Here is a 14,062-nt window from a genome sequence, read left to right on the forward strand (position 1 = left end):
ACATTGAACGTAGGGTTGTGAACGACACAGGGCGCGATAGTTTGAATTTTTTTACCTGAAAAAACGCCGAGCTGTTGCTGGCTAGAACACCGCCTTGACCTGCAGCCCCAGCAGCAGGGCGTTGTCGATGTGTTCGCCGGTAAACGCGCCTGGCTCGATGATGTATTGCACATCCGGGCGCAGGCTCAGCCACGGCGTGGCCTGGTAGCCGTAGCTGAGTTCGATCAGTTGTTCGGCGCTGTCCAGTCCGTCAAAGCCGGCACCGACCCGACTGCGCGGGTTTGGCACGGCGCGCCCGTAACCGAGGGCGAGGGTATCGCGCGGCCTGCCGGTGAACGGCTGGTACAGCACCACACCGGTGCCGTACCACTTGCTGAACGGCGAGGCCGCTTCGCTGGCCGCCGAGTACTGACCGAACACATGCAGGCTGCGACCCTTGCTCACGTCGCTGGCCCACACCGCCTGATCCATCAACAGGTAGTGACCGCTGCGGCCGCTGACCTGCCGGTCGCTGCCGATGCGTTTCACCTCGGAGCTGTCGTGGTAGTAACCGAGCTTGTATTCGCCGGGCAGGGCGCCTGCGTGTTTGTACACCAGCTCGACCGGCACGACGGTGCCGGTGGTGCGTTTGGGCCCCAGGTGCCAGGCGCGGCTGGCGTTGCCGTTGCTGTCCGGGTCGACGTTGAACGCCGCCACCCGCAGTTGCCAGGCCGGGGAAAAGTCGTATTTGAGCCGCACGCCCAGACGCGCATTCGGGTAGTTGGTCCAGCCACTGCCGCCGGACATGTTCAGCGGGTGGCCGCAGAGTCCGGCGTTCATGAAGTTGCACAGGATGCCGCTGTCCAGGCCGCCGAGGTCGTTGCCCATGGCCATGTAGCCGAGCTTGACGTTCAGCGCCTGGGTGAACAGCGTGCGTTCGTAACTCAATTCGGTGAGCCGGGTGTAGAGGCCGCCGTAGTTTTCCTGGATCGGCAGGCGGTTGCCCACCAGGTCCTCGGAGGCGCTGTTGCCACGGCGGTCATTGACGGTCAGTTGAATACGGTCGTTGTTGCTCAGACCGTAGAGCTTGCCGAGATCGAACTGCACGCCGAGCTTGAGGTTTTGCGAGTAGCGCGCCGAACGGTGCGTGCCGCCCTTGGCGTTGTAGGCGGTCTCGCCGCTGTAGTCGCCGGTGAAGCGGATACCTTGCGCTTCCAGTTCACGGCGCAGGCCGCCCCAGTCGCCGGTGAGGGTGGTGTTGTCGGCGTATGCGGGCAGTGCGGTGGCAAATGTCAGGCCCAGCAGCAGGCCGCCGAGTCGGGGGTCGGAAAAAAATGCAGTCATGGGGGCTTCCAGACAGAAGGCGCGGTGCCGCGAGGGGCACCGCGCGCGCAGGGTTATGGCAGGGCGTAGGCGATCACGTAGTCGCCACGGTCGGTGGACTGGCGAGCGCCGCCAGCGGTGACCACGATGTACTGCTTGCCGGTTTTCGGCGACACGTAGGTCATCGGGCCGCCCTGGCTGCCCACGGGCAGGCGGGCTTTCCACACTTCGTCACCGTTGCCGCTGTTGAAGGCGCGCAGGTAGAAGTCCTGGGTGCCGGCGATGAAGATCAGGCCGCCCTGGGTCGACAGGGTGCCGCCCAGGGTGGGCAGGCCGATCTTGATCGGCAGGTGCATGCGGATGCCCAGAGGGCCGGTGTCTTCCACCGTGCCGACCGGCACTTGCCAGGCGATTTTTTGCGTCTTCATGTCGATCGCGGTGAGGGTGCCGAACGGCGGCGCCTGGCACGGAATGCCGGCAACCGACAGGAAGCGGTTCTTGTTCACCGCATACGGCGTGCCCTTGAGCGGCACGGCGCCCATGCCGGTGTTCAGTGCTTCACCACCGGAGGCGGCCAGGGCCTTGTTCTGCGACGGCACCATCTGGATCCACAGGCCTAGGCGCATGTCGTTGACGAAGATAAAGCCGTGCACCGGGTCGGTGGAGAGACTGCCCCAGTTCATGCCGCCGAGCGAACCCGGGAAGCTCAGGGATTTGTCGGTGCCCGGTGCGGTGTAGAGGCCGTCGTAGCGCATGCCCTTGAAGTCGATGCGGCACAGCAACTGGTCGTACGGCGTGGCGCCCCACATGTCCGATTCGCTGAGGGTTTGCGCGCCGATCTGCGGCATGCCGACGGATTTAGGCTGGGTTTTCGCGTAGGGCTCGTTGGGAATGTTGGCGGCCTTGACCGGCACTTCCTGCACATCGGTGAGCGGCTTGCCGGTGGCGCGGTCAAGCACGTAGATCTGCCCGGCCTTGGTGCCGATCACGACTGCCGGCACGGCTTTGTCGCTGCCCGGTGGGGTGAAGTCGATCAGGCTCGGCTGCATTGGCAGGTCGAAGTCCCACAGATCGTTATGGACGGTCTGGTACACCCATTTTTCCGCGCCGGTGGAGGCGTCCAGCGCCAGCACCGAGGCGCCGTACTTGTGATTGAGCGCAGTGCGCTCCACGCCGTAGATGTCGGTGGACGAGCTGCCCATGGGCAGGAAGACCGTGTTCATCAGCGGGTCGTAGGACATCGGCGCCCAGCTGTTGGGCGTGCTGCGCACGTAGGTGCTGCCAGCAGCCGGCGCCTGCTTGTCTTCGGGGTTGCCCGGGTCGAAGGCCCAGCGCATCTGGCCGCTGATCACATCAAAACCACGGATCACGCCGCCCGGCATGTCGGTCTGCACGTTGTCCGCCACGCGGCCGCCCACCACCACGGTGGTGCCAGCGATCAACGGCGCCGAGGACAGTTGGTAGTAGCTGTCCGGCACATTGCCCAGGCCCGCCTTGAGGTCCACCTGGCCATGGGTGCCGAAGTCTTCGCAGAACTGGCCGGTGTCGGCGTCCACGGCAATCAGGCGTGCGTCGATGGTGTTGGTCAGCAGACGGCGCTGGCACTGCGCACCGGCGGGTACGCTGGCGGCGATGACCGGCGAGCTGCCCGGTTGGGTGGGCTGCTTGAGCGGCGCGGTGGCGTCGAAATACGCCATGCCACGGCAACGCTGCCACACCGCCGACTGGGCGTTGACCTCGTTCTTCCACAATTCCTTGCCGGTGTCGGCATCCAGTGCGATCAGGTTGTTGTGCGGCGTGCAGATGAACACCTTGTTGCCGATCTGCAGCGGCGTGAGCTGGTCTTCGGCGCCGTTACCGTCGCTGATGGCCACGTCACCGGTGCGGTAGGTCCAGGCCACTTTGAGCTTGTCGACGCTGTTACGGTTGATCTGGTCCAGCGCGGCGAAGCGGCTGCCGCCTTCGGTGTTGCCGTAGTGGGCCCAGTCTTTCTGCGCATCGGCTGCAGTCACCGGCGTGACGCCAGGACCGGCGCCGGTAGGGGCAACGCTCGGATGGGCGACAAACATATTGCCCGCCGCCACAGCCACGCCCACCGCCAGCACAGCCGCCACGCCATACGCGCCACGCGCAGGCCGGCCGACCAGCAGCGGGTACACCAGCGCCACCACCAGGCCAATGGCTGCAAACATGAACAGCCGCGAGAACAGTGGCCAGAACACCAGGCCCACGTCCGCCACCGCCCAGATCGCCGTGCCGACGAGGAACGCGCCGAACAGCCACGCGCCCGCCGCTTTGCGTTTGGCGATCAACAGCCCGGCAATCGCCATGGCCACGCCGCCGATCAGGAAGTACCAGGAGCCACCCAGGCTGACCAGTTTGGCGCCGCCGACGGCAAGCGCAAGGCCGAGCAGGGCGATGATCACGCCCAGGCCCAGCAGGAAGAATCTAGAGACGCCAGCGGCGCGCGGTGCTCGTTTCATGTCGAAAGGACTCGATTGAGATAGGGCAAAGACCGGATTTTAGCAACATAAGTAACCGGTTAGTACATTACAGTCTCGCAATAGACTGTTACCGAGACTGCCACAGTCAATTGAGAGGGGGGGGGGAGGCCATCACTGTGGCAAGCCCTAATGCCAGTCAGTTAAGCGCAGCTCCCCTGTGGGAGCGGCGGTGCGACGATTCGACTTGCCCGCGAAAGCGGTGGGTCTTCAACATCAATGTTTGCTGGGCCGACGCCATCGGGAGCAAGCCCCCTCCCACATTTTTTACAGCGTTCGGCAGACCATTTCGGTCGGCTCTCAGGCCGCCGCGCTCTTGATCTTGATCTTAGGCGCCCCGTCAAACACGCTGGCCGAACGCAGGTTTTGGAGCGTGGGTAACCCGGCAGGACGCCGGGTTAGCCGCGCTGGGCCAAGGATGGCCCATCGCGGCGGCCCACGCTCCAAAGCCTGCGTGAGGGCACACCGAGCCTGGGCGAGGTGCCGAGTGTTGGGGCAAGAGCGTTTTGCTTACTTTTGCGCTTTTCAAAAGTGAGCCGCCGTAAGGGCGGAACCCTAAGTCGCCGTTACCGCACAAACCGGTATGTACACCGAAAAGTCGCACCGCTCGTTGCTTCAAGCATCACGCTGGCTTAACTGAACGGCATTAGGGCAAGCCTGCTCGCTACAACACCAGTAAAAGATTGCTCACACAGGTCAGATCGAGCTTGCCCTGATTTTGCCGTGGCGCTTTTTCGGTGGGTTTTCATCGTCTGCCAGTGCATCGCCGCCCAGGCTGCGGGTCAGCTCTACGGCTGCCTGCTGGAACAGCGGATGAAGGGTCTGCGCCTGCTCGGCGGTGAGGCGGCTGGCCGGGCCGGACAGCACCAGTGCGCCGATCAGGTTTTCCCCTGGGCCGAAGATCGGCAGCGCCATTGAGGCTGCATGCGGGTCGGTGGCGCCGTGGGAATAGATCGGCTTGATCATCCTCGCCGCCAGTAAATAGGGCGTGCGCAATGCCTCGGCACCGGCCGCGCCGTCCATCGGGCGGGTGTCGCCGGGTTGCAGGTGCAGGCGCAGGTGATGCGGCGAGTTGACCCGGTAGAGGCACATTCTGTAGGCGCCATGGCGCACGTAGAACGAGGCGGTTTCGCCACTTTCCTGGGTCAGCCGGTGCAACAGCGGGGTGATGTGGCGTTCCAGGTCGAGGCCGTCCTGGTACACCGTGTTCAAGCGCATGATTTCAGTCGCCAGTTGATAGCGGCCGTCCGCCAGGCGCGTGATCAGGCCATGGTTTTCCAGCGATACCATCAGACGCATGATCGTGCTTTTGATCAGCCCGGTGCGCGCCGCCAGCTCGGCCAGCTCGAGGGCGGTGTCGCCTATCCTGAAGGCGGTCAGCACGGTGAGCACCCGATCAGCCGAAGCAACCCCGGTGACGGCCGGGCGTGGGCGGGTTTTTACCATGGGGTGCTCCTTGAGGATGTGCGGGTACGCTGCAAAATACTGGCATTGCCCGCGAGGGGCAATGCTCAAGTGCTTGACCTTGCAGCGTTTAACCGCGCCTCAGTGGGCGTTCGCCGCTTTGCCGAGTTCGAGCGCCTGCATCTGCTTGCGCCCCATCAGCAACACCATCACCGCACCGGCAGCACACAGCGCCGCCAGTGGCAGCAACGCCAGGGCGTAACTGCCCGTGGCGTGATGGATGGTGCCGTACACATTGACCATGATGCCGCCGCCGACCAGGTTGGCCATCGCGCCCACGGCGGCCAGGCCGGCAGCGGCGGTGGAGGACGACAGCCAGGTGGACACCAGCGCCCAGAACGGCCCCTTCATCGAGTAGGCGCCGATCAGCACCATCGACAACATCACCACCGTGGCCACCAGCGACGAGGTGACCAGTGCCAGCAACAGCCCGGCGGTGATCAGCAGCAAGGTGGTCGCGGTGTGCCAGCGGCGTTCCCCGGTCTTGTCGGAACTGCGTCCCCACACAATCATCAGGACCGACGCGAGCCCATAGGGAATGGCATTGACCAGGCCGATCTGCAGGTTGTCCAGGCCAAAGGTTCTGAGCAGTTGCGGGGCCCACACGCTCATGGTGCTGCCGGCGGCCGACGCGCCCGAGTAGATCAGCGCCAGCACCCAGATGTGCTTGTGGCGCAGCAGTTTCCACAGCGAGATATGCCCGATTGCGGTCTTGCGGCTGCGTTCTTCGTCGAGGCGCCCGGTGAGCCAACTGCGCTGTTCGTGGCTCAACCATTTGGCCTGTTCGGGGCGGTCGGTCAGCACGAACAGGCAGGCGATCCCGAGCAGCACCGCAGGGATGCCCTCAATGATGAACAGCCAGTGCCAGCCGCGCATGCCGAACCAGCCATCCAGGCTCAGCAGCAGGCCGGAAAGCGGCGAGCCTATGAAGTTGGCACCGGGAATGGCCACCATGAAGATTGCGACCATGCGCCCACGGTAGGCCGCCGGCAGCCAGTAGGTGAGGTACAGCAACACGCCCGGGAAGAAACCCGCTTCGGCGGCACCCAGCAAAAAGCGCATGACGTACAGGGAATTGGCGCCCTGCACGAACGCGGTACCCGCGGAAATCAGCCCCCAGGTGATCATGATCCGGGCGATCCACACCCGCGCGCCAAAGCGCTGCAACGCCAGGTTGCTGGGCACCTCCACGAGAAAGTACGAGACGAAGAACAGGCTGCTGGCGAAACCGAAGATCGCCGGGGTAAGGCCCAGGTCCTGGTTCATCTGCAGGGACGCCATGCCGATATTGCCCCGATCGATGATCGCGAGCAGGTAGCAGAGGATCAGGAACGGCAACAGCCGCCACGCCACCTTGCGCATGGTCGAGCGCTCGATGGCGCTGATTTCAGTAGAGCTGACAGGCATGACTCTCTCCCATTTTGTTTTTGTCGGAGAAGCGTATGAGCCCGCTCTTCATCAAGTGAAGTGCGGGCGGTGTGCGTGCAAATCAATCGGCGAACAGGTGGCGGTTGACCACCGCGCGCGGCTCAAGCGGGTCGCCGTTCCAGACGTCGAGAATCTGTTGCAGCGCCAGCATGCCCACACGGTCGCGCGCCTCACGGGTATTGGCGCCGACATGGGGCGTGGCGACCAGCGTCGGCAGGCCCCACAAGGCGGAATCGGCCGGTGGCGGTTCGGGGTTGAAGGTGTCGAGGCCGGCGCCGGCGATCTGCCGGGTGCTCAAGGCGTGGACCAGCGCGTCGGTATCGATCAGCTCGCCGCGTGCGGTATTGATCAGCAGGCTGCCGGGGCGCATCTGCGCGAACTGCGCCGCACCAAACAGGTTGCGGTTCTGCTCGGTGAGCGGGCAATGCAGGCTGATGACATCGCAGCCGGCGAGCACGGTCTGGAAATCGTCGGCGCGCTCGACGTTGGGCAGGTCGGGCAGGTGCGCAAGGTAGGGGTCGTACACCTTGACGGTCATGCGCAGCGGGGTCACCAATTCCATCAGGATGCGCCCGATGGCGCCCAACCCCACCAGGCCCAGGGTCTTGCCGCAGAGTTCGATGCCGACGGAGGTTGTCTTGTCCCAGTGCCCGTCACGCAGGCGTGCATCGAGCAGGGCGGTCTGGCGCGCGACGCTGAACATCAGCGCCAGCGCGTGTTCGGCCACCGATTGAGCGTTGGCGCCCAGGGCGATGGTCACGGGGATATTGCGCTCGGCGGCGGCGGCGATGTCGATGGTGTCGTAGCCCACACCGTGCTTGGCGATGATCTTCAGTGCGTGAGAGGCGTTGATCATCTCGCGGGTCAGGTTGCCCTGGCGCACGATGATGGCGTCCGGCTGTTCGCGGGCAATGATGGCGGTCAGTTCATCGGCCGGCAGGTAGGGCGTGGTGGGGATCACGCGCACCCCGTGGGCGGCGGCGTGAGCCATGGCCTCGGCGGTCAATTGCGGGCCGGTCAGCAGAAGGGTTCGGGTCATGTTGCGCACCTTGGTTTTGTTATCTGAGTGCAGTCGGCGCTCGTGGCGGCGCTCAACGTTGGCTTGAAAGCTATCATAATGAAACGTCGTTGCAATAAATAAATTTGCTCGATTTGGCGTTGTCACGCGTGCAGGTGCCGCTAAGTGTTTATTTGCGAAGGTGTTCCTCTTGAATATTCACCGCTTTCAAATTTACGTAATGCGGCTTGGTCGGAGTCTGGTGTTGCTACGTAGGAATCTTGGTGATAATTTCGAAATGGCGTTTCGTTTATAGTGATACGCCATCAATAAAAATCACACACAAGAGGAAGACCCCATGTCCATCGGATTCAGAGTGCTCCAGCAGCCACGCAAAGTTGCCGCCGAGTGGGTGGAGCGCTACCGCACGGTGCCCGTGGCGAACATCAGCGATTCGATGAACCGCATGACCGCCGGCGGTGCCAGCCTGCAACCGATGCACAGCAAGGGCGTGCTGGTGGGGCCGGCGCTGACCGTCAAGGCGCGCCCGGGGGACAACCTGATGCTGCATCACGCGCTGGATATCGCGCAGCCGGGCGATGTGATCGTGGTGGACGCCGGCGGCGACCTGAGCAACGCGCTGATCGGCGAAATGATGGTGGCGTATGCGATCAAGCGCGGCGTGGCCGGCATTGTGATCAATGGCGCCATTCGCGATGCGGCAAGCATCGGTGCCGGTGACTTCCCGGTGTTCGCCGCCGGTATAACCCATCGCGGCCCGTACAAGGATGGACCGGGCGAAGTGAATGTGCCGATTGCCCTGGGTGGCATGGTGATCGAACCGGGCGACCTGATGATCGGCGACGAAGACGGTTTGCTCTGTGTGCCCTTCGATCAGGTCGGCGAGGTGTATGATCGCGCCTACGCCAAGCATGCCGCTGAACAGAAGCAGCTTGAACAGATCGCACTGGGCGAAAACGACCGCACCTGGGTCATGAAATCGCTCATACAAAAGGGCTGCGCGTTTAGTTGAATCCTGCTTCCCCGTCCCGCTGGCCCGCGCCGATACGCGCGCTGCGCCATCGCAATTTCCAGATCTACTTTGTCGGCCAGGGCCTTTCCACCCTGGGCAAGTGGGTGCAACAGGTCGCGCTTGCCTGGCTGGCCTACCACCTCACGGGCTCGGCCGTGCTGCTGGGGACCATTGCGTTTCTGACGCTGTTGCCCCAACTGCTGATCGGGCCGCTGGCGGGTGCCTGGTCCGACCGCCACGACAAACGCCGCCTGCTGATGGCGGTGCAGGCGGTGCTCGCCGTGCAATCGGTGGCCCTGGCGCTGCTCACCTGGCAGCACTGGATGGGGCGCGAGGTGATCATTGCGATGGCGCTGCTGCTGGGCTTGCTCAACGCCCTGGAAACCCCGCTGCGGCAAGCCTTGATCGCCAGCTTCGTCGATGACCCCGGCGACCTGCCCAATGCCCTCGTACTCAATGCGATGCTGATCAATGCCGCGCGCTTTATCGGCCCGCCGCTGGCCGGGATGCTGATCAACTGGAGCGGCGAGGCGGGTTGTTTTCTGCTGACGTCCATCGCCTTCGGCATGTTGCTGGTCGGCCTGGGCAAGGTGCAAAGCCGCGCGCAGGCCAGGGCCCAGGGCTCCACCGGGGAGATTTTCCGTGAAGGCTTGCGTTACCTGTGGCGCACCCTGGCGATTCGGCGACTGCTGATTAGCGTGGTGATGGTCAATCTGCTGGCGTCCTGCTACTCGGTGCTGCTGCCGATTCTGGCCAAGCATGCGTTCAGCGGCGATGCCCAGACCCTGGGCTGGCTCTGGGGGGCGGCCGGTGCCGGTGCCTTTGTGGCGACGATTTTCCTGGCCTTTGCCGGCAGCGCCTCGCGGCTGAGCCGCATCATTGTGCTGGGCACCGTGGTGTGTGCGGTGTCGCTGTGCGCGATGGCGGCCAACCCGCCGCTGGGGTTCACCCTGGCGGCACTCGCCGGGCTGGGGTTCGGCATCACGGTGAGCAATGTCAGCAGCAATATGACCCTGCAAGGCGCCGCGCCGGAAGCGCTGCGGGGCAGGGTCATTGCGTTTTATATCGCCATGCGTTTCGGCTTTGAAGCGATTGGCGGTTTGCTGGCCGGCCTGCTGGCGGCAGCCCTGAACGTGCAATGGACCCTGTTGGTGGCGGGGGTGTTGCTCGGGGCCTACCAGATATGCAGTGGGTTGCTGCATAAAAGGGCCGAGAAAGGGCGGCGCTAAAACGCTTGCCGCCGCCCTGGCTGGCTAGAACTTGAAGCGCCCCACCAGCCCCTTGAGCTGCGCGGAAATATCCGTCAAGCGCCCCGAACCGGTCTGCGCCGAATGCGCGAAGCCTTCGACCAACTGCGCATCGGCATGGATCTGCGCGATATGGCGGTTGATCTCCTCGGCCACCTGGTGCTGTTCCTCGGCGGCGGTGGCGATCTGGGTGTTCTGGTCGCGGATCGAATCCACCGAGCCACGGATCTTGTCGAAGCTGTCGCGGGCCTGCTGGATGCGCTCCACGCTGGTGTGTGACACCTGCAGGCTGCCCTGCATCTGCTGGGTCACTTCCTGGGTGCGGCGGGCGAGGTTGCCGAGCAGGCTGTCGATTTCGCCGGTGGAGTCGGCCGTGCGGCGCGCGAGGGCGCGGACTTCGTCGGCGACCACCGCAAAGCCACGGCCCTGGTCACCGGCGCGCGCGGCTTCGATGGCGGCGTTGAGCGCCAGCAGGTTGGTCTGTTCGGCAATCGAGCGGATGGTGTCGAGGATGGTGTTGATGTTGTGGCTGTCCTGCTCCAGCAACTGCATGGTATGGGTCGACTTCTGCAGGTCTTCGCTGAGCTTGAGCACGCTGCCGGTGGCTTCGCCGATATGCTGCTCGCCGGTGTGCACGTCGCGGTAGCCCTGGTCGGCGCTCGCGGCGGCGGCGCTGCAGGAGCGTGCGACTTCGTTGGCGGTGGCCACCATTTCGTTGAACGCGGTGCTCACCAGTTCCACCGCTTCACGCTGGCGCCCGGCGGCCTGGTTCAGGTTGTTGGCCACATCGCTGGTGTCGGCGGCGGCGGTTTGCAGGTCGGCGGACGCATTGCCGATGCGCTGCACCAACTGCGCGATCATGCCCAGGAACTGGTTGAACCAGCCGGCGAGGATGGCGGTTTCGTCCTTGCCCTGCACCTTGAGCTGGCGCGTGAGGTCGCCTTCACCTTCGGCAATTTCCTGCAGGCCGTCGGCCACGCCGCGAATCGGGCGCACGATCACCCGGGCGAAACTGGCGCCGACGATGGCGAAGACAATCGCGAGGGCGGCAGCAATGGCGGCGATCAACCAGGTGAGACGGGTGGCGTCGGCCATCACTTCGTCACGTTTGATCAGGCCGATAAAGCGCCAGCCCAGGTCTTTGGAGCTGACCACGTTGGCCATGTAGGGCACGCCGTCGATCTCGACCTGAGTCACGCCGTCGCCGCGCTTGGACAGCTGCGCGTAGTTGGGGCCCAGTTCGGCCAGGGGCTTGAAGTTGTGCTTGGCATCGCTGGGGTCGACCAGCACGTTGCCATTGGCTTCCACCAGCATCAGGTAGCCGCTGTCGCCCAGCTTGATGTTGCGCACCAGTTCGGTGAGCTGCTTGAGTGACACATCCAGGCCAACCACGCCGACGATCTTGCCGGCGGCATCGGCGACGGTGTGCACGGTGCCGATCAGCGTCACATCGTCTGCCGCCCAGTAATAGGCGCCCGTGCGCACGGTGGTGCCTGGCGCGGCGACGGCGGCCTGGTACCAGGGGCGCAGGCGCGGGTCGTAGTTGCTGATCTTGGGGTCATCCGGCCAACTGGCGTAGCCGCCGTCGCTCAAGCCCAGAGACAGGTAGGCGGTGCTGGCATGGCTTTTGGCGAACTGGTCGAAAATCGCCAGCAGTTCCTGATTGGTCGGGGTCAGCGGGATTTTCGCCGCGTCGGCGCCCACGTAGCTCTTGAGATCCTTGGCCGCGACCATGCGTGGGTCCTTGGCCAGGTAGTCGACGTTCTGACTGATGCCGTCGAAAAACTGCTTCATGCCATTGTCGATCTGACGGATTTCGCGGCCACTGCTGTCGAGGAAATTGGCCTTGGCCCCCTCGCGCACATTGAGCACGACCAACACCGCGACGAGGATCACCGGCACGCACGCGATAGCCGCGAACGCCCAGGTCAGCTTCTGCTTGATATTCATGACTTCACCCGCGGATATTTATAGTTTTGGCAAGGGGAAACGCTAGCGCTGAATGTCGCATGGTTTGTTTTGAGGGGAGATTGCCATGCGTACCCCCGGTTTATCGACCGAGGGGGCATTCACTTGAGGAGAGTGGTGGATCAGCCGGGGGTGGAGTCGGCGAGGGTGTCACGGCGCATCGATTGCAGGTTTTTCTCGATGGTTTCGCAGATGGCTTCCATCTGGATCTGGTGTTCGCTGGAGCGGAACGGGCTTTGCAGGTCGGTGCCGATGCGCTCGATGGCCAGCAGCATGAAGCCCACCACGGTGGACGCCAGCGGTGTGAACCAACCCAGGGATTCCACCAGGCCCACCGGCACGATCAGGCAGAACAGCGAGATGAACAACCGTGGAAAGTACACATAGGGGTAGGGCAGTGGCGTATTGGCGATGCGCTCCATGCCGCCCTGGGCGTTGGACAGATCGACCATCGTCGATTCGATCCGCGCCAGGCGAATGCTGTCCAGGTGCCCGGCCTTGTATTCGCGCGACAGTATCGCTGCGGAGCCGGTGAGAATGTCATTGGCAAAGTTGTTGGTGGCGCCATTGCGCGCGAATTCTTCGGCGGGAATAAACGCACGGACCTCATCCGGGCATGGCTTGCCCCGCAGGTGAGCGGCCAGGCAGTTCACATAGGCCACATGCCGGCGCAGCAAGGTGGACTTGATCGGGTTCACGTCACTGCCGGGGTCGTCAAGCAGGGTCAGCACCTGGCGCGCGAAACTGCGCGAATTGTTGACCATCGCCCCCCACAGCGTGCGCGCTTCCCACCAGCGGTTGTAGGCGCTGCTGTTGCGAAAGCTGATCAGCACGATCAACGCCGAACCCAGCAGCGTGAGCGGCATCAGCGGCAGGTTGACCTTGGCGTTGAGGAACAGCATGAAGTCCACCGTCACGGCGATATCCCACAACAGCAGCCAGAACAGGGACCAGCCCACGTAGCCCATGGTCTTGATGATCAGGCGGTATTTTTTGAGGATGGCGGCTTTCAAATGAGGACCTCGCGGCGGGGCGGTGAGCGACTATGCTCTAGCTCGGACGCCAGCGTGCGGGGAAGGTTCGGCAGGGGACTGAATCGGTTAAGCCACTTAGGCAGTTTCGGAACAATTTTGGTAACGACGCGGTCCGCTTGTTTAATCACTATAGATTGCGCTCAAGGCAAAACGCCATTATCGGTACTGCAATTGAGATCAGTGCATCCAAGTTGTTTGATCAGGGCTTTTTCTCATGTGTGGCAGTTCGTTGAAGTTGGCGATGGAAGAGTCGGTGCAAGCGTTTGAGCAGCATGTGGAGTTTGACGCTTGCATGCGTATTCATTACAAGATGTTGCTGGAGACCTATGCAAAAAGAGCATTTTTTTATAAGACGGCTTTGAAGTTCAACCGTTTGATGGTGTCGTTTACGTTGCTCGGCACCTATTTTTCCAAACCGGTGCCGTTACTGTCCGAGGTCAAAGAGTTTTGTGTGGCGCGCGGCTTTTCTTCCCGGAACAGTCTTGAGTCGATATTCCTGCTGTTTCGCGCATTGGGGTTCATGAAGGTGGCGGGGCACCCGGATGACAGCCGTCTGCGGGTATTCGGCCCGTCGCCCCAGGCCTGTCAGGAGGTCAGGTTACTGCTCAGGTCGGTGGTGGAACCGACGCAGCTGATGTGCGCCGGACAGGACATTTTTGCGGGTGTGGAGCAGTTGGATGATCACGCTTACCTGTCCCGTTATTTCAAGGGTTATGCGACCCTGCTCGGCAATGACCTGTCGATTGATCTGTTGTTGCCTGACTGTTATTGGCTGGTCAAGCGCGATGCCGGGCATATGTTGATGCTGGCGATTTATAACGATGCCTGTGCACCGGATAATTCGGGGGCAAGTTTCCGCGTGTCCTCCTATTTGTCCATCGCCGAACAACTGTCCGTGTCCAAGACCCATGTTATTCGCCTCGTACAGGAAGGCGCTGATCGGGGGTATTTCAAGGTGCATTCGAAAACCCAATTGGAAGTGCTGCCATCCTTTATAAACCTGGTCCGAAGATTCATGGCGTATTCATTTGCCACTTGCTTGCACAGTCTTAAACTGAGTCATGTCAGCCGCACATAGACCGCCAGCG

Annotated in this window: 10 protein-coding genes and 1 pseudogene; 3 read left to right on the plus strand and 8 right to left on the minus strand. The window is 63.0% G+C overall.

Going from position 1 to position 14,062, the window contains the following annotated elements; translation table 11 throughout:
- Positions 1-81 precede the first annotated feature (81 nt).
- From RHM60_RS01640 to RHM60_RS01660, 5 genes are all read right to left on the minus strand, one after another.
- The gene (locus RHM60_RS01640) at positions 82-1,323 is read right to left on the minus strand and encodes a carbohydrate porin (RefSeq protein ID WP_231421842.1); all 1,242 of its coding nucleotides are present in this window, start codon (positions 1,321-1,323) and stop codon (positions 82-84) included.
- Between the two features lie 53 nt (positions 1,324-1,376).
- Positions 1,377-3,785 carry a glucose/quinate/shikimate family membrane-bound PQQ-dependent dehydrogenase gene (locus tag RHM60_RS01645; protein ID WP_322213387.1) on the minus strand — a complete coding sequence of 803 codons (2,409 nt, stop codon included), beginning with the start codon at positions 3,783-3,785 and terminating at the stop codon, positions 1,377-1,379.
- A 714-nt stretch (positions 3,786-4,499) separates the two neighbouring features.
- Complete coding sequence (locus RHM60_RS01650; protein WP_322213388.1) at positions 4,500-5,249, minus strand: IclR family transcriptional regulator; 750 nt, start codon at positions 5,247-5,249, stop codon at positions 4,500-4,502.
- A 99-nt stretch (positions 5,250-5,348) separates the two neighbouring features.
- Entirely contained in the window at positions 5,349-6,674 is a 1,326-nt protein-coding gene (locus tag RHM60_RS01655; protein ID WP_322213389.1) for an MFS transporter, read from the minus strand.
- Between the two features lie 82 nt (positions 6,675-6,756).
- Positions 6,757-7,734, minus strand: coding sequence for a hydroxyacid dehydrogenase (locus RHM60_RS01660; protein ID WP_322213390.1), 978 nt, complete (start codon positions 7,732-7,734; stop codon positions 6,757-6,759).
- 316 nt (positions 7,735-8,050) lie between these two features.
- Between RHM60_RS01660 and RHM60_RS01665 the strand changes: the two genes are divergently transcribed.
- Together RHM60_RS01665 and RHM60_RS01670 are read left to right on the plus strand one after the other, a co-directional pair.
- Positions 8,051-8,725 (plus strand): RraA family protein, encoded by a 675-nt coding sequence (locus RHM60_RS01665; RefSeq protein WP_322213391.1) that lies wholly within the window; start codon positions 8,051-8,053, stop codon positions 8,723-8,725.
- A complete protein-coding gene (locus tag RHM60_RS01670; RefSeq protein ID WP_322213392.1) occupies positions 8,722-9,954 on the plus strand; it encodes an MFS transporter in 1,233 nt (410 codons plus the stop codon). The genes RHM60_RS01665 and RHM60_RS01670 overlap by 4 nt, the downstream gene beginning before the upstream one ends.
- 24 nt (positions 9,955-9,978) lie before the next feature.
- On the opposite strand, the gene RHM60_RS25575 is transcribed toward RHM60_RS01670, so the two are convergent.
- From RHM60_RS25575 to RHM60_RS01680, 3 genes and pseudogenes are all read right to left on the minus strand, one after another.
- Positions 9,979-10,833: a methyl-accepting chemotaxis protein gene (locus RHM60_RS25575; protein WP_373460615.1), complete on the minus strand. Its 855-nt coding sequence runs from the start codon at positions 10,831-10,833 to the stop codon at positions 9,979-9,981.
- Positions 10,834-10,887: 54 nt separating this feature from the next.
- Positions 10,888-11,922, minus strand: a pseudogene (locus tag RHM60_RS25580) (cache domain-containing protein); the annotation flags it as partial.
- 140 nt (positions 11,923-12,062) lie between these two features.
- Positions 12,063-12,953, minus strand: a complete 891-nt coding sequence (locus RHM60_RS01680) for a bestrophin family protein (RefSeq protein ID WP_209981346.1) — start codon at positions 12,951-12,953, stop codon at positions 12,063-12,065.
- A 262-nt stretch (positions 12,954-13,215) separates the two neighbouring features.
- Between RHM60_RS01680 and RHM60_RS01685 the strand changes: the two genes are divergently transcribed.
- Positions 13,216-14,052 (plus strand): hypothetical protein, encoded by an 837-nt coding sequence (locus RHM60_RS01685; RefSeq protein WP_231421845.1) that lies wholly within the window; start codon positions 13,216-13,218, stop codon positions 14,050-14,052.
- Positions 14,053-14,062 lie beyond the last annotated feature (10 nt).

The sequence above is a fragment of the Pseudomonas sp. MH9.3 genome (assembly GCF_034354675.1).
Classification (GTDB): Bacteria; Pseudomonadota; Gammaproteobacteria; order Pseudomonadales; family Pseudomonadaceae; genus Aquipseudomonas.